The sequence below is a fragment of the Mesorhizobium sp. M1A.F.Ca.IN.020.03.2.1 genome, from assembly GCF_004023205.1.
Lineage (GTDB): Bacteria > Pseudomonadota > Alphaproteobacteria > Rhizobiales > Rhizobiaceae > Mesorhizobium.
Genome location: NZ_RZSV01000046.1, coordinates 1 through 20,409 on the forward strand (window position 1 = coordinate 1; position 20,409 = coordinate 20,409).

17 protein-coding genes and 2 pseudogenes are annotated in these 20,409 nt (G+C 65.5%); 8 read left to right on the plus strand and 11 right to left on the minus strand.

Annotated elements, in window-relative coordinates; genetic code table 11:
- Both EOA79_RS10165 and EOA79_RS10170 read left to right on the plus strand, forming a co-directional pair.
- Nucleotides 1–577 (plus strand): annotated as a pseudogene (locus EOA79_RS10165) (hydantoinase/oxoprolinase family protein); the annotation flags it as partial.
- Between the two features lie 252 nt (nucleotides 578–829).
- Nucleotides 830–3,004 (plus strand): malate synthase G, encoded by a 2,175-nt coding sequence (locus tag EOA79_RS10170; RefSeq protein ID WP_127334706.1) that lies wholly within the window; start codon nucleotides 830–832, stop codon nucleotides 3,002–3,004.
- Between the two features lie 24 nt (nucleotides 3,005–3,028).
- Here the strand turns inward: EOA79_RS10170 and EOA79_RS10175 are convergent, their stop codons facing one another.
- The 4 genes from EOA79_RS10175 to EOA79_RS10190 all read right to left on the minus strand — a co-directional run bounded on the left by EOA79_RS10175 (nucleotide 3,029) and on the right by EOA79_RS10190 (nucleotide 7,098).
- Nucleotides 3,029–4,558, minus strand: a complete 1,530-nt coding sequence (locus tag EOA79_RS10175; RefSeq protein ID WP_127334705.1) for a YifB family Mg chelatase-like AAA ATPase — start codon at nucleotides 4,556–4,558, stop codon at nucleotides 3,029–3,031.
- Between the two features lie 146 nt (nucleotides 4,559–4,704).
- On the minus strand, nucleotides 4,705–5,646 hold the full coding sequence (gene gshB / locus EOA79_RS10180) for a glutathione synthase (RefSeq protein ID WP_095825470.1): 942 nt from the start codon (nucleotides 5,644–5,646) through the stop codon (nucleotides 4,705–4,707).
- A gap of 67 nt (nucleotides 5,647–5,713) precedes the next feature.
- Entirely contained in the window at nucleotides 5,714–6,088 is a 375-nt protein-coding gene (locus EOA79_RS10185) for a GtrA family protein (protein WP_067323734.1), read from the minus strand.
- Nucleotides 6,088–7,098, minus strand: coding sequence for a glycosyltransferase (locus EOA79_RS10190; protein ID WP_127334704.1), 1,011 nt, complete (start codon nucleotides 7,096–7,098; stop codon nucleotides 6,088–6,090). Before EOA79_RS10190 ends, EOA79_RS10185 begins: the two co-directional genes overlap by 1 nt.
- Before the next feature lie 250 nt (nucleotides 7,099–7,348).
- Between EOA79_RS10190 and EOA79_RS10195 the strand changes: the two genes are divergently transcribed.
- From EOA79_RS10195 to EOA79_RS10220, 6 genes are all read left to right on the plus strand, one after another.
- Nucleotides 7,349–8,698: an EAL domain-containing protein gene (locus EOA79_RS10195; RefSeq protein WP_067324636.1), complete on the plus strand. Its 1,350-nt coding sequence runs from the start codon at nucleotides 7,349–7,351 to the stop codon at nucleotides 8,696–8,698.
- Nucleotides 8,699–8,851: 153 nt separating this feature from the next.
- Nucleotides 8,852–9,619 carry an SDR family oxidoreductase gene (locus EOA79_RS10200; RefSeq protein ID WP_095825572.1) on the plus strand — a complete coding sequence of 256 codons (768 nt, stop codon included), beginning with the start codon at nucleotides 8,852–8,854 and terminating at the stop codon, nucleotides 9,617–9,619.
- Entirely contained in the window at nucleotides 9,616–10,551 is a 936-nt protein-coding gene (locus EOA79_RS10205) for a 2-dehydro-3-deoxygalactonokinase (RefSeq protein WP_095825471.1), read from the plus strand. Before EOA79_RS10200 ends, EOA79_RS10205 begins: the two co-directional genes overlap by 4 nt.
- Nucleotides 10,548–11,186 carry a 2-dehydro-3-deoxy-6-phosphogalactonate aldolase gene (locus EOA79_RS10210; protein ID WP_095776816.1) on the plus strand — a complete coding sequence of 213 codons (639 nt, stop codon included), beginning with the start codon at nucleotides 10,548–10,550 and terminating at the stop codon, nucleotides 11,184–11,186. Before EOA79_RS10205 ends, EOA79_RS10210 begins: the two co-directional genes overlap by 4 nt.
- Nucleotides 11,186–12,058 (plus strand): SMP-30/gluconolactonase/LRE family protein, encoded by an 873-nt coding sequence (locus EOA79_RS10215; protein WP_164748125.1) that lies wholly within the window; start codon nucleotides 11,186–11,188, stop codon nucleotides 12,056–12,058. Before EOA79_RS10210 ends, EOA79_RS10215 begins: the two co-directional genes overlap by 1 nt.
- A 94-nt stretch (nucleotides 12,059–12,152) precedes the next feature.
- Entirely contained in the window at nucleotides 12,153–13,211 is a 1,059-nt protein-coding gene (locus EOA79_RS10220; protein ID WP_095825473.1) for a D-alanine:D-lactate ligase-like protein, read from the plus strand.
- Nucleotides 13,212–13,335: 124 nt separating this feature from the next.
- On the opposite strand, the gene EOA79_RS10225 is transcribed toward EOA79_RS10220, so the two are convergent.
- From EOA79_RS10225 to EOA79_RS10255, 7 genes and pseudogenes are all read right to left on the minus strand, one after another.
- Entirely contained in the window at nucleotides 13,336–13,623 is a 288-nt protein-coding gene (locus EOA79_RS10225; protein WP_095825573.1) for a DUF1330 domain-containing protein, read from the minus strand.
- Nucleotides 13,624–13,660: 37 nt separating this feature from the next.
- Nucleotides 13,661–14,362 (minus strand): orotidine-5'-phosphate decarboxylase, encoded by a 702-nt coding sequence (gene pyrF, locus EOA79_RS10230; RefSeq protein ID WP_095799003.1) that lies wholly within the window; start codon nucleotides 14,360–14,362, stop codon nucleotides 13,661–13,663.
- Nucleotides 14,362–14,958, minus strand: coding sequence for an NADPH-dependent FMN reductase (locus EOA79_RS10235; RefSeq protein WP_095825474.1), 597 nt, complete (start codon nucleotides 14,956–14,958; stop codon nucleotides 14,362–14,364). Before EOA79_RS10235 ends, pyrF begins: the two co-directional genes overlap by 1 nt.
- A 75-nt stretch (nucleotides 14,959–15,033) precedes the next feature.
- On the minus strand, nucleotides 15,034–15,639 hold the full coding sequence (gene pmtA, locus EOA79_RS10240; protein WP_095825475.1) for a phospholipid N-methyltransferase PmtA: 606 nt from the start codon (nucleotides 15,637–15,639) through the stop codon (nucleotides 15,034–15,036).
- 122 nt (nucleotides 15,640–15,761) lie between these two features.
- Nucleotides 15,762–16,892, minus strand: coding sequence for a molecular chaperone DnaJ (dnaJ, locus tag EOA79_RS10245; protein WP_067003083.1), 1,131 nt, complete (start codon nucleotides 16,890–16,892; stop codon nucleotides 15,762–15,764).
- Nucleotides 16,893–17,112: 220 nt separating this feature from the next.
- Complete coding sequence (dnaK, locus tag EOA79_RS10250; protein WP_095782077.1) at nucleotides 17,113–19,029, minus strand: molecular chaperone DnaK; 1,917 nt, start codon at nucleotides 19,027–19,029, stop codon at nucleotides 17,113–17,115.
- A 386-nt stretch (nucleotides 19,030–19,415) separates the two neighbouring features.
- Nucleotides 19,416–20,406 (minus strand): annotated as a pseudogene (locus tag EOA79_RS10255) (LLM class flavin-dependent oxidoreductase).
- Nucleotides 20,407–20,409: the final 3 nt, after the last annotated feature.

A 20,409-nucleotide genomic window follows, 5' to 3' on the forward strand; every position in this document is an offset into this window, starting at 1 on the left:
CCAGCGCGTGCTCGTCACGCTGACGCGCTGGTCGGCCGAATATATTCTCGAAACCGCCTTCGCCGAGGACGGGCTGGACGGCGCCGCGACCGTCGCGCACGCGCTGGTGCAGCGCGCCGTCGATGCGCATCCCGGCATCGCCCGCTTCAGCGTCGCGCTCGACCGGCCGGTGATCGGCCTCGGCGCCTCGGCGCCGCTGCATTACGCCGGCCTGCCGCCGCTGATCGGCAATGGCTGCATCGTGCCGGAGGACACCGACGTCGCCAACGCGCTCGGCGCCGTCGTCGGCCAGGTGCGGGTCTCGGCCGAAGCCCGCGTCAGCCAGCCCAGGGAAGGGCTTTTCCGGCTCGCCTCGGGGCAGACGGTGCGCGACTTCACCGAGGAGGAGAAGGCGATCGCCGCGGCTGAAGCCGACGTGCGGGCGATCGTCGCCGAACGCGCGAAGAATGCCGGCACCGACAGCGCCGAAATCGACGTTTCCACCGAATTCAAGGTCTCGACGGTCGAGAACCAGCGCATGTTCATCGAGGCGCATGTGGTGGCGGTGGCCTCTGGGCGCCCAAGGATTGCGGTGTGAGCGCGCCTTCCCCCTTCTCCCCTTGTGGGAGAAGGTGTCGCCGGAGGCGACGGATGAGGGGTGCTCCAGGGAACACCAGCGCCGCACTCCGCTGGAACACCCCTCATCCGTCTCGGCGCTTGCGCGCCGATCCACCTTCTCCCACAAGGGAGAAGGGAAACCGCGCCGCACCTTCACCCTAAGCCGAATTGACCCTTGAACCCCAAACATGTCAAAGCCCCGGCAAAGCCTTACCCATCTGGAGACGTGCTGATGACCGACCGCATCGAGATCGCCGGGTTGCAGATTGCCCGGGAGCTCCATGACTTCGTCGCCGAGGAGGCAGCAGTCGGCACCGGCATCGATCCGGAAAAGTTCTGGGAGGGCTTTTCCGCCATCGTCCACGACCTCGCGCCGAAGAACCGCGCGCTGCTCGCCAAGCGCGACGCCATGCAGGAGAGGCTGGACGACTGGTACCGCGCCAACGGCGCGCCGGTCGACATGGAGGTGTACAGAACTTTCCTCGAGGAGATCGGCTATCTGGTGCCGGAAGGCCCGGCCTTCAGCGTCTCGACCGAAAATGTCGATCCGGAGATCGCGGTCGTCGCCGGGCCGCAGCTGGTCGTGCCGGTGATGAACGCGCGCTATGCGCTCAATGCCGCCAATGCGCGCTGGGGCTCGCTTTATGACGCGCTCTACGGCACCGACGCCATTCCCGAGACGGGAGGCGCCGAAAGGGGCAAAACGTTCAATCCCACGCGCGGCGCCAAGGTGATCGCCTGGGTCAGGGACTTCCTCGACCAGTCCGTGCCGCTCACCACCGGCAAATGGGCCGGCATCAACGGGCTCTCGGTGGCGAACGGCGCGCTGAAGGTCGGCGAAGGCGCCGGCGCCACCACGCTTGCCGACCCGAAGCAGTTCGCCGGCTACCGCGGCGACGCCGCCACTCCGGAAGCCGTGCTTTTGGTAAAGAACGGCCTGCATATCGAGATCGTCGTCGATCATGCCAGTCAGATCGGCAAGACCGATGCGGCCGGCATTGCCGACGTCGTCCTCGAGGCCGCCTTGACCACCATTCAGGATTGCGAGGATTCGGTCGCCGCCGTCGATGCCGAGGACAAGGTCGTCGTCTATCGCAACTGGCTCGGGCTGATGAAGGGCGATCTGGCGGAAGAGATCACCAAGGCCGGCAAGAGCTTTGTCCGCAAGCTAAATCCGGACCGCCGCTACACGGCGCCGAATGGCGGCCAGCTGCTGCTGCCCGGACGCTCGCTGATGCTGGTGCGCAATGTCGGCCACCTGATGACCAATCCGGCGATCCTCGACCGCGACGGCAACGAGGTGCCGGAAGGCATCATGGACGCGGCGCTCACCGCGCTGATTGCGCTGCACGATGTCGGCGACAACGGCCGCCGCGCCAACTCCCGCGCCGGCTCGATGTATGTGGTGAAGCCCAAGATGCACGGGCCGGAGGAAGTCGGCTTCGCCGTGGAAATCTTCGATCGCGTCGAGGCCCTGCTCGGCATGGCCAAGAACACCATCAAGATGGGCATCATGGACGAGGAGCGGCGGACCACCGTCAACCTCAAGGAAGCGATCCGCGCCGCAAGGGAGCGCGTCGTCTTCATCAACACCGGCTTCCTCGACCGCACCGGCGACGAGATCCACACCTCGATGGAAGCCGGCCCGATGATCCGCAAGGGCGACATGAAGCAGGCGGCCTGGATTTCCGCCTATGAGGCGTGGAACGTCGACACGGGCCTGGAATGCGGCCTCGCCGGCCACGCCCAGATCGGCAAGGGCATGTGGGCCATGCCGGATTTGATGGCGGCGATGCTCGAGCAAAAGATCGCGCACCCCAAGGCCGGCGCCAACACCGCCTGGGTGCCGTCGCCGACCGCGGCGACGCTGCACGCCACCCACTATCATAAAGTGGATGTGCACGCCGTGCAGGCGGCGCTGAGGAGCCGGCCGAAGGCCAGGCTCGACGACATCCTGTCGGTGCCCGTGGCGGTGCGGCCGAACTGGACCCCGGACGAGATCCAGCGCGAGCTCGACAACAACGCGCAAGGCATTCTCGGCTATGTCGTGCGCTGGATCGATCAGGGTGTCGGCTGCTCGAAAGTGCCCGATATCAACGATGTCGGCCTGATGGAGGACCGCGCCACGCTGCGCATCTCCTCGCAGCACATCGCCAACTGGCTGCGCCACAAGGTGTGCTCGGAGATCCAGGTCCGGGATTCGCTGCAGCGCATGGCGGCGATCGTCGATCGCCAGAATGTCGGCGACCCGTTCTACCGGTCGATGGCGCCGGATTTCGACAAGTCGATCGCCTTCCAGGCCGCCTGCGACCTGGTGTTCAAGGGGACAGTCCAGCCCAACGGTTACACCGAGCCGGTGCTGCATGCGCGCAGGCTGGAGCTGAAGGCGAAGCACCGGGCGGGGTAGCGCCGGAAATCCGCGCCAGGGACCTTACGCCGCCTGCGCCATGCGCTCCGCGCTCATGCGGTAGGAGATCGCCTCGGCGAGATGGATGCGGCCGACGGTTTCGCTGGCGTCGAGATCGGCGAGCGTCCGCGCGACCTTCAGCACGCGGTGATAGGCTCGCGCCGAGAAGGCGAGCTTTTCGCTGGCGTCCTTGAGCAGCGTCAGCCCGGCGGCGTCGGGCCTGGCGATCGCCTCGACGACCGAAGGCGGGCAGTGCGCGTTGGTGGTGGCCGCCGCACCCAGCCTTTCCAGCCGCTCGCGCTGCATGGCCCGGGCGCGCGCCACGCGCTGCGCCACAGCGGCGCTGGTCTCGGCCTTGTCCGGCCGGATCAGGTCGCTTGCCGAGACCGCCGGCACCTCGATCCTGAGATCGATGCGGTCGAGCAGCGGGCCGGAAATGCGCGCCTGGTATTCGGTGCGGCAGCGCTCGCCGCGCAGGCAGCGATAGCCGGGCTCGCCCGACATGCCGCAGCGGCACGGGTTCATCGCCGCCACCAGCTGGATGCGCGCCGGATAGGTGACGCGGTGGTTGGCGCGCGCGATCACGCAGTCGCCGGTCTCCAGCGGCTGGCGCAGCGCGTCCAACGTCTGCGGCGTGAATTCCGGGAACTCGTCGAGGAACAGCACGCCGTGATGCGCAAGCGACACTTCGCCCGGCCGCACGCGCAAGCCGCCGCCCACCATCGCCGCCATCGACGCTGAATGATGTGGCGCGCGGAACGGCCGTCGGTCTGTCAGCTTGCCTTCGCCGAGCTCGCCCGCCACCGACGCGATCATCGAGACTTCGAGCAGCTCCTTCGGCGCCAGCGGCGGCAGGATCGAGGGCAGCCTTTGCGCCAGCATCGACTTGCCCGAGCCCGGCGGTCCGACCATCAGGAGATTGTGCCCGCCCGCCGCCGCCACTTCCAGCGCCCGCTTGGCGCTTTCCTGGCCCTTGATGTCGGCAAGGTCCGGCAGATCGCGCGCGGCGACCTGGATGCCGGCCTCGGGACGCGACAGCACCTGGGTGCCGCGAAAATGGTTGGCGATGGCGATCAGGCTGCGCGGCGCCAGGATATCGAAATCCTTGCCGGCCCAGGCTGCCTCCGGCCCGCAGGCGAACGGACAGATCAGCCCTTTGCCTTCGGCGTTGGCGCCGATCGCCGCCGGCAGCGCGCCGGCGACAGCGGCAATGGTGCCGTCGAGCGACAATTCGCCGAGCACGACATAGCTGGCCAGCATATCGCCAGGAATGGCGCCGAGCGCGGCCATCAATCCGAGCGCGATCGGCAGATCGTAATGGCTGCCTTCCTTGGGCAGGTCCGCCGGCGCGAGATTCACCGTCACCTTCTTCGACGGCATCGACAGGCCGGACGCATGAAGCGCGGCCTGCACGCGTTCCCGGCTCTCTGCCACCGCCTTGTCCGGCAAACCGACGATCTGCATCCCGACCTTGCCCGGCGCGATCATCACCTGGACATCGACCGGCACGGCCTCGATGCCCTGGAAAGCCACCGTGCGAACCCGCGCTACCATCTTGTCTCAAGCCCCCGGATACCGGCTCGCTCGCCGGTCCTGCGATCAGGCGGCGAGCGGGATCAGGTTAGACAACCACAGATTTGCAGCTTAAGCAAGAACATTACGGGAACATACGGTCCCGCCCACCGGGCAGCTGAGGGGCGCTACTTCCGCTTCCCTTCCACGCAGTCCCAGAACAGGGCAGCAATGTCCGCGCCGCCGAAGCGCCGCACCTCGCGCACGCCGGTCGGCGAGGTGACGTTGATCTCGGTCATGTAGTCGCCGATGACATCGATGCCGACGAGGATGAAGCCGCGTTCCCTGAGCGCCGGCCCGATGCGGGCACAGATCTCGCGTTCGCGCTCCGTCAGCTCGGTCTTCTCGGCGCGGCCGCCGACATGCATGTTGGAGCGCGAATCGTGCTCGGCCGGCACGCGGTTGATGGCGCCCACCGGCTCGCCGTCGATCAGGATGATGCGCTTGTCGCCCTTGCGCACGTCCTTGAGGTAGCGCTGCACGATATAGGGCTCGCGGAACAGTTGGCCGAACATTTCGAGCAGCGAGGCGAGGTTGCGGTCGGCCTCGTGCAGATGGAAGATGCCCGCCCCGCCATTGCCGTAGAGCGGCTTGACGATGATGTCGCCGAACTCCTTGCGAAAGGCGGCCACCTCCTGCGGATCCTTGGTGATCAGCGTCTCCGGCATCAGGTCCGGGAATTCGGTGACGAAGATCTTTTCCGGGCTGTTGCGCACCCAGGCCGGGTCATTGATCACCAGTGTCTTCGGATGGATGCGTTCCAAAATGTGGGTGGTGGTGATGTAGTTCATGTCGAAGGGCGGGTCCTGCCTGAGCAGCACCACGTCCATCTCCGACAGATCGGTGCGCACCGGCTCGCCCAGCGAATAATGGCTGCCCTTCTCGTCGCGCACCTGCATCTCCTCGGCGCGCGCGAACACCTTGCCGTCCCGCATCGACAGCCGGTCGGGCGTGTAGTGGAAAAGCTTGTGGCCGCGCCGCTGCGCTTCCAGCGACAGCGCGAACGTGGTGTCGCCGGCGATCGACACCGTCGAGACATGGTCCATCTGGACGGCGATTTTCAACGGCATCTCGGGTCTCCGGCAATCTCTGCCGCCGATATAGGGAAATCGGCGGCTTCTGCCAATCGGCCAGAGATTATCGGTCGAAGACCAGCCGGGAATAGCCGACGAAGGACAGCGCCATCGCGACCAGCGAGGCGACCGTCAGCGCCGCCAGCGGCGGCAGGGAGGGCAGCGCGAACAGAAGGGCACAATAGACGAGATAATTGACGATGCTGGTGGCGACGCCGACGCCGCCGTAACGCGCGCCTTCCTGCGCGATGCCTCGGCTCGACGGCGCAAAGGTCAGATGCCGGTTGATCTGCCAGGTGACGGTGAGCGCGAAGCCGATCGACAGCACGCGCGCCGCCAGCGGTCCGAGCGGCGTGACGGAAAGCAGCAGCCAGAGCGCGGCCGCATCGGCAACGAAGCCGATGCCGCCGGCAAGCACGAAGCGGGCAAGCCGGACCATCAGGCGGCTCGCGAGGCCTTGCCCGGCTCCCTCTTCGGGGAGGCCTCGCCGTTGAAGCCCGCGCGTCGCTCGGTGCGGCCGGCAGGGATGGAAAGATAGAAGATGCGCTTCTGTTCGGCCCGGCCGCGCGACACCGAATCGAGGATCAGCCCGGTGACCATCGCCAGCATGGACAAGAGGAGCAGGCCAACCGACAGCACCCAGGTCGGCATGCGCGGAACAAGTCCTGTCTCGGCGAACTCGATCAGCACCGGGATCATCAGCCCGATGCTGGCCGCCAGGAAGAACAGGGCAAACGTGCCGAAGAAACGCAGCGGCTGCGTCTCCTTCACCAACATGGCGAACATCCACAGGATCCTGGCGCCGTCTCTGAACGTCGACAGCTTCGACGATGAGCCTTCCGGGCGGCGGCCGTAGTCGAGCGCCATCTCGTTCACCGGCAGCTTGAGCTGCGAGGCATGGACCGACATCTCGGTCTCGATCTCGAAGCCGCCGGAAACCGCCGGGAAGCTCTTGACGAAGCGCCGCGAAAAGACCCGGTAGCCGGAAAAGATATCGGTGAAATCGGCGCCGAACAGGCCCTTGTAGAGCCGGTTGAAGATGCGGTTGCCGAAGGCGTGGCCGGAGCGGCCGGCGTCGTCGGTGACGCCCCGCCGGGTGCCCACCACCATGTCCGAGCGCTCGGTCAAGAGTGTGTTGATCAGCTCCGGCGCATCTTCCGGCGCGTAGGTGCCGTCGCCGTCCGCCATCACATAGATGTCGGCGTCGATGTCGGCGAACATGCGGCGCACGACATTGCCCTTGCCCTGGCGCGGTTCGCGCACGACGACCGCGCCGGCCGCGCGGGCCCTGAGCGCGGTCAGGTCCTTCGAATTGTTGTCGTAGACATAGATCGTCGCGGAGGACAGCGTCTCGCGGAAGCGCCGCACGACCTCACCGATCGTCAGCTCCTCATTGTAGCAGGGCAGGAGCACGGCGATCGCCGGCTCGTTGCGGACCTCGTGCGGCATGCCTGTCTCCGGTGCCCGGGCCCAGCCGACCAGCCGCGCCAATGCCGGTCCCAATGCCGGCGTCTCCGGGCCGCTTTACTATTTATTGAAGCTGTTAATGCCCGGTTTAAGCCTCCATCGCCAAAGACCCTGGACCGCCAGGCATGGCGCCAAGACCCTTTCGCAACTTCAGAAAATCGATTTTCCGATACCTTTCCTAAACGCTTTGCTGCCAGTCTGGTTACAAATTCCCCATCAGAACAGGGACATGATGCAAACGACGTTTGGCACCGGGCAGCCAGGCAGGGAAAACGCGGATCTGGCCTTCACCGATCCGCTGACCGGGCTTGGCAACCATCGTCGCTTTTACGACAAGGTCGATCGCCTGATCAGCGACCGCGCCGACGATCCCGCGCCCTTCACCGTTGGCATCCTCGATCTCGATGGCTTCAAGCCGATCAACGACCTGTTCGGCCACAAGGCCGGCGACGACATCCTGATCCAGGTGGCTATGCGCTTGCGTGCCTCGATGGATGGCTACTCCACCGTCTGTCGCATCGGCGCCGACGAGTTCGCCTTCCTCTACCCGATGGTGTTCAGCGAGGAGCAGGCCGCCGAAAAATCGCGCATGCTGATCGAGATCCTGTCGGCGCCCTATGATGTCGGCGAGCGCACCGCCAGATTGTCGGCTTCGGTCGGCTGCTCGCTGTTCTATTCCGGCGACGAGACCACAGAGATCCTGATCAACAAGGCCGAGACCGCGCTCTACCACGCCAAGCGCTCGGGCCGCGGCCGCGTCGTCGTCTACACACGCGAGATGGAGGAGGCCGCCAAGCGCGTCACCCGCATCGAGCAGGCGCTGCGCCGCGCCGTCTCGGCCGGCGAGGTCGAGCCGCATTTCCAGCCGATCGTCGACCTCACCAGTCGCCGCACCATCGGCTTCGAGACGCTGGCTCGCTGGACCGATCGCGATCTCGGCATGGTGCCGCCGAGCGTGTTCATTCCCATCGCCGAGGAGCGCGGCATCATCGGCCCGCTGTCGCAGCTGGTGCTGCGCAAGGCGACCGAGGCGGCTCGCAACTGGCCGAAGGACCTGTTTTTGTCCTTCAACCTGTCGCCCTCGCAGCTTGTCGATCAGAACACCGGCCTGCATATTCTGGCGATCCTCGACCGCACCGGCTTCGATCCGCGCCGGCTGGAGATCGAGATCACCGAAACCGGCCTGATGACCGACCCGGCTTCGGCCGAGAAGATCGTCGAGGATCTGCGCCGCGTCGGCATCCGCGTCTCGCTCGACGATTTCGGCACCGGCCAGTCGTCGCTCGGACGCCTGCGCGAATTCCATTTCGACAAGCTGAAGATCGATCGCGCCTTCGTTTCCTCGATCCTCGAAGACCGCCCCTCGGAACACATCATCCGTGCCATTCTCGCCATGTGCGAAGGACTCGGCATGGACGTTGTGGCCGAAGGCATCGAGGAGGAAGCGCAGGCCGACCGCCTCGTCCAGTTCGGCTGCGCGGGTGGCCAGGGGTATCTGTTCGGCAAGCCCGTCGATGCCGACGCCACGCTTGGCTATCTGCGCGATTCCTATCGCGGCGCGCTGCGCGCCAAGGCGATCTGATCGACCAACCTGCGATCCAAGCCGACCCGTCTGCGCCTCACGGAAGCGCGGCTGCTATTTTGTCAGACATATTGCCGCCGAAATCGCCTTTTCACCCTTGCTCCCGGGGCCGGCATGGCTAGGATGCGCGCCGGCCAAAGGGAGACAGAAATCATGATGCCATCGGCGCGTTTCGCCGACCTCGACGGCGCCTCGGTGTTGATCACCGGCGGCGGTTCCGGCATCGGCGCGGCGCTGACCGAGGGCTTCATGCGGCAAGGCGCCAAGGTCGCCTTCATCGACATCGCCGACAAGCCCAGCACGGCGCTGGCCGACCGTCTGGAAAGGGAGCTTGGCCGGCGTCCGCTCTATCTCAAGACCGATCTGCGCGACGTCGAGGCGCTGCGCGCCGCGGCAGCGAAGGCGGCGAAAGCGCATGGCGATGTCACGGCGCTGGTCAACAACGCCGCGCTCGACGATCGCCATGAGGTGAAGGATGTCACGGTCGAGTTCTGGGACAACAACCTGGCCATCAACCTGCGGCCGCATTTCTTCACCGCCCAGGCGGTGGCGCCGGGCATGAAGCGCGCCGGCCGCGGCTCGATCATCAATTTCAGCTCCACGTCCTACCTCATCAACCATCCCGACCTGCCGGCTTATACCGCCGCCAAGGCCGGTATCCTCGGCCTCACCAAAGGTCTTGCCGGCAAGCTCGGCGCCGACGGCATCCGCGTCAACGCGGTTGCGCCCGGCTGGGTGATCACCGAACGCCAGCGCGAGCTTTGGGTCACCGAGCAGGCGCTTGCCGCCCATGTCGCCAAGCAATGCATCAAGCAGCCCATGCAGCCCGACGACATTGTCGGTACGGTGCTGTTCCTGGCGTCGGACGCCTCGCGCATGCTGACCGCGCAAATGCTGATCGTCGACGGAGGCGTGCTGTGAGCGGCGCGCCTGCGGTCGCCGCCCTCGACTGGGGCACGACCAGGCTCAGGGCCTGGCTGCTTGACGGCGCGGGTCAGTTGCTCGCCGAGCGGCGCGGCGACGACGGCCTGATCACGGCGCGCGAAAAAGGTTTTGCGACGGTGCTGGAGGGCCATCTCGCCGCCATGGGCGCGCCGGAGTCCCTGCCCGTCATCATCTGCGGCATGGCGGGTTCCCGCCAGGGCTGGATCGAGGCGCCATACGTCACCGTGCCTGCGCCGATCGGCGCCATCTTGGCAGGCGCCGCCCGCATCGAAGGCGAGCGCCGCGACATTCGTATCGTGCCCGGCCTCGCCCAGCGCCTCGCCGACGCCCCGGATGTCATGCGCGGCGAGGAGACGCAGCTTGCCGGCGCGAATTTGCCGGCAAAGGGCCGCCACCTCGTCTGCATGCCGGGCACCCATTCCAAATGGGTCGTGGTCGAGGACGGCGCGGTCGCCGGCTTCGGCACCTGGCCGACCGGCGAGTTGTTTTCGGTATTGGCCGCGCATTCGATCCTGAAACATTCGCTGGGCGAGCATCCGGCACCGGTCACGGCGGATGGTCCGTTCTTCCGTCAGTGGTGCGAGCGCGCGCTGGGCGAAGGCGGCGATGTCACGTCAAAGCTGTTTGCGATCCGCGCCGCCGGGCTGCTGCAAGATTTGAAATCCGACGAGGCGGCGGCGTGCCTGTCCGGGCTGTTGATCGGCGGCGAGATCGCTTCGGCGAAGCGGCGCTACGGCATCAGTGAAGCGCCCGTCGTGCTGATCGCTTCCGGCGCGCTGGCTTCGCTCTATGGCGCCGCTCTTGGCTTCGCCGGTCTTGCTTTTCGGCTCGTCGATGCGGATGAAGCGGTGCGCGCCGGCCTTGTCGAAGCCGCGCGCGAGAACCGCATGATCGGAGGCGACGCGTGACGCAGACAGCACCCTTTCCGAAATTGAAACGCGGGCTGGTCGCCATCCTGCGTGGCCTCAAGCCGACCGAGGCGATCTCAATAGGCCAGGCGGTCTTCGACGCTGGCATCGAGGCGATCGAGGTGCCGCTCAATTCGCCGGAACCGTTTTCGTCGATCACCAGGATCGCGGAAGTCCTCCCCGAAACCGCACTGGTCGGCGCCGGCACGGTGCTGACGGCGGCCGATGTCGATGCCTTGCACAAGGCCGGCGGCCGGCTGCTGGTCAGCCCCAACATCGATGCCGATGTCATGGGCCGCGCCATGCAGTATGGCATGGTGACGATGCCGGGCGTGTTCACGCCCACCGAGGCCTTCCAGGCGATCAGGCTCGGTGCTTCGGCGCTTAAATTCTTCCCGGCAAGCGTGCTCGGCGCCGGCGGCATTTCGGCGATCCGCGCCGTGCTGCCGGCAACGGCGCTGATCGGCGCCGTCGGCGGCGTTTCGGACAAGGATTTTGCCGGCTACAAAGCGGTCGGCGTCAGCGTCTTCGGCCTGGGGTCGAGCCTTTATAAGCCGGGCGCCAGCGTCGATGAAGTGGCTGAGCGCGCCCGCGCCGCGGTCGCGGCCTGGGACGAAGCCTTCGGAGGGATTTGATGGACAGCGTTTCGGTCTTCAGCGATCACATTTGCCAGTTGGGGGAGGGACCGAGCTACGATCCCGGCACCGACACGCTGTTCTGGTTCGACATCGTCAATGGCAAGCTTCTGGAAAAGCCGCTCGCCGGCGCGCTGAAAATCCATGATCTCGGCGTGATGGCCAGCGCCATTGCCGTCATCGACGATGCCCGCCAGCTGATCGCCACCGAGATCGGCCTGCAGGTCCGCGATGTTGCGACCGGCAGGCTGACGCTGCACACGCCGATCGAAGCCGACAATCCGCTGACCCGCTCCAACGATTCCCGCGTCCATCCCTGCGGCGCGTTGTGGACCGGCACGATGGGCAAGGACGAGGGCAAGGGCGCCGGCGCGATCTACTGGTTCTTCAAGGGCGAGCTTCGCCGACTGTTCTCCGACATTACCGTGTCCAACTCGATCTGCTTTTCCGACGACGGGACGATCGCCTATTACACCGACACCGCGACCGGGCTTCTGATGCGCGTCGCTTGCGATCCGGCGACCGGCCTGCCGACGGGCGAGCCGAACATCTTCGTCGATCATCGTTCGCAAAAAGGCTATGTCGACGGCTCGGTCGTCGACCGCGACGGCGTGCTGTGGAACGCCGTCTGGGGCGGCAAGGCGGTGAAGGCGTATTCGCCGGACGGCATGCTGCTGCGCGAAATCCCGATGCCGGTAACGCAGCCTTCCTGCCCCGCCTTTGTCGGGCCGAACGCCGACCGCCTGGCGGTGACATCGGCCTGGAAAGGCAAGGACGACAAGCAGCGCAAGCTCGATCCTCAGGCCGGCATGACCTTCCTGCTCGACATTCCGGTCCGGGGCCGCTTCGAGCCGCGCGTGCTGATCGCCTGAGCGGCTTGCGCATTATCGCTCGCTCAGGTCGGTTTCCTGAAAGCCGATTGCAACCGCCATGCGATGGTAGCACCTGACTCTTCTGGGAGCTTCCATGCCGCGCAACGGCCCGACGCTGATCCTTGTCCACGAGCCGGAGAAGGCTTGCTTCGACCGGCTGGTCGCCGACGGCTACCCGACGGAACGCGCAACCGAGATCTCGTCCTATCTGGCGCAGTCGACCGATCTCGCGCCCGAATTCGGCCAGCTCGCCGCCGCTTGCGAAACGCGCGGCCTAACCTTCATGGCCGTCGAGCTGGACGACGCCGCGACCGTCTTGGCGAACGCCGATCCCGTCAAAACCCTGGTCTGGACGCTGACCGACGGCATCGCCTATTTCCGCGGCGGCGCTTCGCCTGCGCTGGCAAGGCTGAATGGATTGAAGACGATCGGCGCCGACGATTCGCTGTTCGCGCTCTGCCAGGACAAGTTCCGCTCCGGCGCCGTGCTCGGCGCGCTTGGCCTGCCGGTGCCGCCGGCCGGGCTGGCCCGAAATGGGAAATGGCTGGTCGAGCCGTCGGCCTCGTCCGCCGGCTGGTTCGTCAAACCAAACCGGCTCGGCGCCAAGATCGGCATCTGGCCGGATTCGCGCTGTCGCGATCTTGGTCATGCGCTGGAGCTCAGCCGGCGGGTCTTTGACCATTATCGCGACGATGTCGTCGTCCAGCCTTATGTCGCCGGCCGTAATGTGCGGGCAAGCTTCCTCGGTCTGAAGCCGGATACCGGCGTCGAGGCGCTCGGCATCGCCTTCGTCGAGTCCGGCGGCGACTTCCAGACCATGGCCGACTCCATGGCGCTCTACGGCGATAGCGGCCAAGCCGCCAGGGACGCAGGCACCTATGCCGAGCCGGAGCTCGAGCAGGCCGCCGCCAGCCAGCCGGCGGCCGATCGCGCGATCCGCGCCATCGCGCAGGAGCTGATCGCCGGGCTTGGCCTGAAGGACGTCTTCTCGGTCGATTTCAGGGTCGAGGCCGACGACACCGTCCATCTCATCGAGTTCGAAGTCTGTCCCGGCCTGCCCTGCTTCGATTTCCGCGACTATTGCCGCAGGCAATGGAGCATGAGCCTGGCGGATGCGATGGCGGAGACGGCGACCAGCCGGCTGAAGGCATAAGCTTAGGGATTGGACCGGCCTGCGGCTGCGGAGCGGCTTTGAGACGCCGGCGAAGGATCGCTGCAAATCTCTATTCTGCGCCACCGCCTTCCTTGATCATGTCAAGGCAGAACGATTCAGACGATCAAACGCCCTCGACCAGCACGATCTCGCCGTCGGCCACTTTCTGGCGAATGGCGACGGCGCGCTGATATTCCGGCGAATGGTAGCAGTCATGTGCGGCGGCAAGCGAAGCGAACTCGATGATCACATTGCGCGCGCGGCCGGGCCCCTCGGCCTTCTCATGCTCGCCGCCGCGCGCCAGGAATTTCGCGCCGAAGCGCTCGAAAGCCGGTTTGGCGGCGGCGACATAGTCCTTGTAGCCTTCCGGGTCGCGCACATCGACGCGGGCAACCCAATATCCCTTTGGCATCATTTTCTCCTGTTTCGGTTCGCAAACCGGATCGGCCCTATGCCGAGCACATTTCGGCCAAGATAGCCTCGGCCGCCGCCCGCCGATCCGGCGCCTTGACGATCGGCCGGCCGACGACAAGGTGGCTGGAGCCGTTGCGGATCGCCTGCGCCGGCGTCACCACACGCTTCTGGTCGCCATGGTCGCTGCCGCTCGGCCGTATACCCGGCGTGACCACGGCCATGTCGGGACCGACGATCCGGCGCACGGCTTCGGCCTCCTCGGCCGAGCAGACGATGCCGCCCATGCCGGCATGCAGCGCCTGTTCGGCGCGCCTCAGCACCAGCGTGTGCGGATCGTGTTCATAGCCGGCATCGATCATGTCCTGCTCGTCCATCGAGGTCAGCACGGTCACCGCGAGCAGGCAGAGATCGCTGCCCTTGGCTGCTTCCACCGCCGCCTGCATAGCCTTGGGATAGGCATGCAGTGTCAGCATCGAGACCCCCATCCTGACGATATTCTCGACCCCCTTGGCCACCGTGTTGTCGATGTCGAGCAGCTTCATGTCGAGGAAGACCTTGGTGCCGCCGCTGGCGAGCTCGCGCGCGAAATCGAGCCCGCCGGCGAAGGCGAGCTGATAGCCGATCTTGTAGAAAGAGACGCTGCCTTCGAGCGCGCGCACCGTCTTTTCGGCTTCCTTCAGCGTCGGCACGTCGAGGCCGACGATCAGCCTGTCGCGCATGGTCTCGACCGGATGCATCAGACCTCGATCCTCACGGACAGCATGCGCGAGGTTTCGATCAGTGTACGGCATAGGCGCTCCATCGATTGGTGCAGTCTGGCGTCGCGGAATTGTCCGTCCTCGGCGAAGGCTTCATCGGCGCCGGAAACCGAGCATTCCGGCGTGATCACTTCCATCTGGCAGCGCACCAGCACCGCGCGCAGGTGGTTGATGCAGCGTATGCCGGCAAACTTGCCCTCGGAGGAGGAGCAGAGCGCGACGGGCTTGCCGTAAAGCGGCCTGAACGAGCGGCTGCCGTCGCGCCGGAGCCGGCTCACCCAGTCGATCGAATTCTTCAAGAGCGGCGGGATCGAGCCGTTATATTCAGGCGTCGCGATCAGCAGCCCGTCATGGGCGGAAATCTGATGCCCGAGCTTCACGGCATTCTCGGGAATGCCTTTGTCCTTCTCAAGATCCTCGTCCATGATCGGCAGCGGATAGTCGCCGAGCGAGATGCGGGTCACCTCCGCACCCTGCATGGCGAGTTCCTTTTGCGCCACATCGGCCGTCCGGCCGCTGAAAGCGCCGGTGCGGATCGAGCCTGCAAAGACGAGGATTCTTGCGATTACTGCCATCGGCCACCTGTCGAGAGACGTATAGGTCGAAGAGCGATCAATCCCCAAGCGCTTTCGATGGCCAAGCGCTTTCGGTCAACATGCCTCGCGCCGGTAGATCCACAGCTGCGTCGGCGGAATGTTGCGGATGATGAAATCGAAATGCTTGACCGTGTAGTCGCCGCGGCCGGGCGGAATCGGCGAGAGCGGGCCGTAGGTCAGCTGCACGATCGGCCGGCCGACGGGAATGCGGTCGAGCAGGCTTTCGATGTAGGCGATGCGCTGGGCGACCGGGAAATTGAGCAGCGGCACGCCGGAGACGACCGAATCGAACACCAAGTCGCGCTTGTCGCCGAGTGTTGCGTCGAGGTTGAAGGCGTCGCCCTCGATGACATTGACGCGCGGATAGAGCCGGCGCAGATGGCGCACGAAGTCGGTCGCGTATTCGATCGCGTAGAGGTTCTCCGGCTTCACGCCCTGGGCGAGAATGGCACGCGTGATGACGCCGGTGCCGGGGCCGACCTCCAGCACCGGCAGGCCCGATTTCGGGTTGACGATCGAGGCCATCTTGCGGGCGGTCACGGAACTGGTGGGAACGATCGAGCCGACAGCTTTCGGCTTGTCTATCCAGCCTTTGAAGAACTTCAGCTCGTCGTCGAATTTTTCCGCCAGCGCTTTGCGCAACCCGGGACCACGTGCCATGCGAGCTCTCCTCAACGCTCCCCGACCCGCTACTTAGCAGCTAGGTGGAACAAGGCAAGGCAAGATCTGGCATAAGATGTTGATGACGTTGAGGCAGCGCGTCAACCCCTGCCGCATCCCACTCAGGGTTCGCCGAAGGATTCGAAAAAGTCCTTCATGCGGGCGAAGAAGCCGCTCGACTGGGGCGAATTGTCCTTCGAGGAGAGCTGCTCGAACTCTTCCAGGAGCTCGCGCTGGCGCCGCGACAGGTTCTGCGGCGTCTCGACCGCGGTCTGGATGTAGAGATCGCCGACATTGGGCTGCCGCAGCACCGGCATGCCCTTGCCCTTCAGCCGGAACTGGCGGCCGTTCTGGGTGCCTTCCGGCACTTTCACCTTGGTCTGCGTGCCGTCAAGCGTGGTGACCTCGAACGAGCCGCCGAGGGCGGCGGTCGTCATCGAGATCGGCACCTTGCAGTAGAGGTCGGCGCCGTCGCGCTGGAAGAATTCGTGCGGCTTGACGGCAAGGAAGATGTAGAGGTCGCCCGATGGGCCGCCGCGCAGGCCGGCCTCGCCCTCATTGGCAAGCCGGATGCGAGTTCCGTCCTCGATGCCGGCCGGGATGTTGACCGACAGCGAACGCTCCTCGGTGACGCGGCCCTGGCCGGCGCATTTCGGGCAGGGGTCTTTGATCGTCTGGCCGCGCCCCTGGCATTGCGGGCAGGTGCGCTCGATCGAGAAGAAGCCTTGCGTTGCCCGCACCTTGCCATGGCCGTGGCACATCGCGCAGGTGACCGGCTGCGTGCCGGGCTTGGCGCCGCTGCCGGAGCATTCCGAACAGGAAATCGATGCCGGCACGCGGATCTGCGCCGTCTTGCCCAAAAACGCCTCTTCCAGCGAGATTTCCATGTTGTAGCGCAGGTCGGCCCCGCGCTCGCGGCCGCCCGACGAGCGGCGCTGGCGGCCACCCATCATGTCGCCGAAAATGTCTTCGAAGATGTCGGCGAAGCCGCCGGCGCCGAAGCCGTGCGCTGCGCCGTTCATGCCGCCCTGCTCGAAGGCGGCGTGGCCGAAACGGTCATAGGCCGCGCGCTTCTGCGGGTCCTTCAGCGTCTCGTAGGCTTCGTTGATTTCCTTGAACTTGTGCTCGCAGGCATGGTCGCCGGGGTTGCGGTCGGGATGGAACTGCATGGCGAGTTTGCGGAAAGCGCTCTTCAGCTCCTTGTCGTCGGCGCCTTTTTGCACGCCCAGCGTTTCGTAGAAATCAGCTTTCATTTTTTCCCGCTGTCCGGATGCTCAATGTCTTCAAGCATTGTCGCGTCGTCGCCGGCACGTTGTTCGATTTAGGAGCGATGTTGCCCGGATGCCAGAGCCGAGCCGTGCTCACCGGTGTTTTTCCGTCAATTTTTGGGCCAGGTCCGCACTTTTTCGGTGAAGGTTGCAAAAAAGCCCGGCCTTGCGCCGGGCTTTTCGCATTATGTGGCCGTCAGCCGGCTCAGGCCGACTTCTTCTTGTCGTCGTCTTCGTCGATTTCCTCGAAGTCGGCGTCGACCACGTCCGAATCCTTGGCGGCGTCCGCCTTGGCGTCGGCTTCGGCCGCTTCCTTCTGCGAGGCCTCGTACATGGCCTGGCCAAGCTTCATCGAAGCTTCGGCGAGCGACTGCGACTTGGCCTCGATATCGGCCACGTCATCGCCTTCAGCTGCGGACTTCAGCGCCGCAATCGCGTCGGCGATCGCGGTGCGGTCGGCCTCCGAGACCTTGTCGCCATAGTCCTTCAGCGACTTCTCGGACGAATGCACCAGCGATTCGGCCTGGTTGCGGGCCTCGACGAGGGCGCGGCGCTTCTTGTCGGCCTCGGCATTTGCCTCGGCGTCCTTCACCATCTTCTCGATGTCGGCATCGGACAGACCACCCGAAGCCTGGATGCGGATCTGGTGCTCCTTGCCGGTGCCCTTGTCCTTGGCCGAGACGTTGACGATGCCGTTGGCGTCGATGTCGAAGGTGACCTCGATCTGCGGCACGCCGCGCGGAGCCGGCGGAATGCCGACCAGATCGAACTGGCCGAGCAGCTTGTTGTCGGCCGCCATCTCGCGCTCGCCCTGGAAGACGCGGATGGTCACCGCCGACTGCGAATCCTCGGCCGTCGAGAACACCTGGCTCTTCTTAGTCGGGATCGTGGTGTTGCGTTCGATCAGCCTGGTGAAAACGCCGCCCAGCGTCTCGATGCCGAGCGACAGCGGCGTCACGTCGAGCAACAGCACGTCCTTCACGTCGCCCTGCAGCACGCCGGCCTGGATGGCGGCGCCGAGCGCGACCACCTCATCCGGGTTGACGCCCTTGTGCGGCTCCTTGCCGAAGAACTGCTTCACGATCTCCTGGATCTTGGGCATGCGGGTCATGCCGCCGACCAGCACCACTTCGTCGATCTCGCCCGCCTTCAGGCCGGCATCCTTGAGCGCCGCCTTGCAGGGGTCGATGGTGCGCTGCACGAGGTCCTCGACCAGGCTCTCGAACTTCGCCCGGGTGAGCTTCATCGTCAGGTGCTTCGGCCCGCTGGCGTCGGCAGTGATGAAGGGCAGGTTGATCTCGGTCTGCGTCGTCGACGACAGCTCGATCTTGGCCTTCTCGGCCGCTTCCTTCAGGCGCTGCAGGGCGAGCTTGTCGGCCTTGAGGTCGATGCCTTGCTCCTTCTTGAACTCGGCCGCCAGGTACTCGACCAGGCGCATGTCGAAGTCCTCGCCGCCGAGGAAGGTGTCGCCGTTGGTCGACTTCACCTCGAAGACGCCGTCGCCGATCTCGAGCACCGAAATGTCGAACGTGCCGCCGCCAAGGTCATAGACGGCAATGGTCTTGCCGTCCTTCTTCTCCAGACCATAGGCAAGTGCGGCAGCCGTCGGCTCGTTGATGATGCGCAGCACTTCGAGGCCGGCGATCTTGCCGGCGTCCTTGGTCGCCTGGCGCTGGGCATCGTTGAAATAGGCCGGAACGGTGATGACCGCTTTCTCGACCTTCTCGCCGAGGTAGGCTTCAGCCGTTTCCTTCATCTTCTGCAGGATCATGGCCGAGATCTGGCTGGGCGAAAGCTTCTTGCCGCCGGCCTCGACCCAGGCATCGCCATTGTCGCCCTTGACGATCTTATAGGGGACAAGCTTCTTGTCCTTCTCCGTCACCGGATCGTCATAGCGGCGGCCGATCAGGCGCTTGACCGCGAAGATGGTGTTTTCAGGATTGGTGACCGCCTGGCGCTTGGCCGGCTGGCCGACGAGGCGTTCGCCATCGCTGTTGATGGCGACGATGGAAGGGGTCGTGCGCGCGCCTTCCGCATTCTCGATAACCTTGGGCTCCTTGCCGTCCATGATGGCGATGCAGGAGTTGGTGGTTCCGAGGTCGATACCGATTACTTTTGCCATTGTTCTAGTCTCTCCTCTAAGCAGGCTCTCAGGACCCTGAATAAGGCGTTCCGACGAAAGCCCCTGTTCACAAGAAATTCCGCCACGGTCCCCGGGTTTTCAAGGCCGGGCGGTTGGCGCGTATATAAGAACAGGCGGCACGAGGCGCAAGCATCCTGCGCAACGCATCCACCAAGCCGATCCCCTGCCGGGAACGGTGCTAAATCGCCAATTTTGCGGCCGATTTGCCGCCCGATACGCCCGGACCGAGGTAAATCCGGCGCGGGCAAAAACGTCGCAGTCGCTATGATCCGGGCGTGAATGCCTGCGAACGGAGTTCCGTGGAGCTTCAGAAAGATGTGTTTTCCGCGATCGCTTGCGCCCCCCGGTCGACAGGCGGCCAGCGGTCAGGCGGCTTGCGACATCGATCTGCGCACGTCCGCGAGGATCTCGAAGGAGCGCACCCGCGCGGTGTGGTCGAACCGTCACCATCAATTCGTCGGCGCCGGTGCGGCGCACGAAGGCGTCGATGCCCTGGCGGACCGTCTCCGGCGCGCCGACGACGGCACAGGACAGCGCCTGGGCCAGCATGGATCTGGCGACGGGATCAAGGTCGCGGTCGTAGTTTTCGACCGGCGGCGGCAGCTGGCCGGGCCGGCCGCTGCGCAGGTTGACGAAGGCCTGCTGCAGCGAGGTGAACAAAAGCTTCGCCTCGGCATCGGTGGGTGCCGCAAAGACATTGAGGCCGAGCATCACATAAGGCTTGTCGAGCTGCGCCGACGGCTGGAAGCGAGTGCGATAGACCTCCAGCGCGTGGTCGAGTTCGGCCGGCGCGAAATGCGAGGCGAAAGCATAGGGCAGCCCAAGCAGCGCCGCGAGCTGCGCGCCATAGAGGCTGGAGCCAAGGATCCAGACCGGCACGTCCTGGCCTTCGCCCGGCACCGCGCGGATGCGCTGACCTTCCTCGGCCGGCTGGAAATAGCCCATCAGCTCGACCACGTCCTGGGGGAAGTTGTCGCTGGCCTCCAGGTTGCGGCGAAGCGCCCGCGCCGTCATCATATCGGTGCCTGGCGCGCGACCGAGGCCGAGATCGATGCGGCCGGGGAAAAGTGCTGCCAGCGTGCCGAACTGCTCGGCAATCATCAGCGGCGCATGGTTGGGCAGCATGATGCCGCCGGCGCCGACGCGGATAGTCTTGGTGCCGCCGGCGATATGGGCGATGACAACCGACGTCGCGGCACTGGCAATGCCCGGCATGTTGTGGTGCTCGGCGAGCCAGTAGCGCTTGTAGCCAAGCCGCTCGGCATGGCAGGCAAGGTCGAGCGAATTGGCCAGCGACCGCGAGGCATCGCTGCCTTGCGTGATCGGCGACAGGTCGAGAACCGAAAGGGCCGTCATTGG

Coding starts and splice junctions, on each gene's coding strand:
- EOA79_RS10170 (WP_127334706.1), top strand. CDS start 830: ATGACCGACCGCATCGAGATCGCCGGGTTGCAGATTGCCCGGGAGCTC.
- EOA79_RS10175 (WP_127334705.1), bottom strand. CDS start 4,558: ATGGTAGCGCGGGTTCGCACGGTGGCTTTCCAGGGCATCGAGGCCGTG.
- gshB (WP_095825470.1), bottom strand. CDS start 5,646: ATGCCGTTGAAAATCGCCGTCCAGATGGACCATGTCTCGACGGTGTCG.
- EOA79_RS10185 (WP_067323734.1), bottom strand. CDS start 6,088: ATGGTCCGGCTTGCCCGCTTCGTGCTTGCCGGCGGCATCGGCTTCGTT.
- EOA79_RS10190 (WP_127334704.1), bottom strand. CDS start 7,098: ATGCCGCACGAGGTCCGCAACGAGCCGGCGATCGCCGTGCTCCTGCCC.
- EOA79_RS10195 (WP_067324636.1), top strand. CDS start 7,349: ATGCAAACGACGTTTGGCACCGGGCAGCCAGGCAGGGAAAACGCGGAT.
- EOA79_RS10200 (WP_095825572.1), top strand. CDS start 8,852: ATGATGCCATCGGCGCGTTTCGCCGACCTCGACGGCGCCTCGGTGTTG.
- EOA79_RS10215 (WP_164748125.1), top strand. CDS start 11,186: ATGGACAGCGTTTCGGTCTTCAGCGATCACATTTGCCAGTTGGGGGAG.
- EOA79_RS10220 (WP_095825473.1), top strand. CDS start 12,153: ATGCCGCGCAACGGCCCGACGCTGATCCTTGTCCACGAGCCGGAGAAG.
- EOA79_RS10225 (WP_095825573.1), bottom strand. CDS start 13,623: ATGCCAAAGGGATATTGGGTTGCCCGCGTCGATGTGCGCGACCCGGAA.
- pyrF (WP_095799003.1), bottom strand. CDS start 14,362: ATGCATCCGGTCGAGACCATGCGCGACAGGCTGATCGTCGGCCTCGAC.
- EOA79_RS10235 (WP_095825474.1), bottom strand. CDS start 14,958: ATGGCAGTAATCGCAAGAATCCTCGTCTTTGCAGGCTCGATCCGCACC.
- pmtA (WP_095825475.1), bottom strand. CDS start 15,639: ATGGCACGTGGTCCCGGGTTGCGCAAAGCGCTGGCGGAAAAATTCGAC.
- dnaJ (WP_067003083.1), bottom strand. CDS start 16,892: ATGAAAGCTGATTTCTACGAAACGCTGGGCGTGCAAAAAGGCGCCGAC.
- dnaK (WP_095782077.1), bottom strand. CDS start 19,029: ATGGCAAAAGTAATCGGTATCGACCTCGGAACCACCAACTCCTGCATC.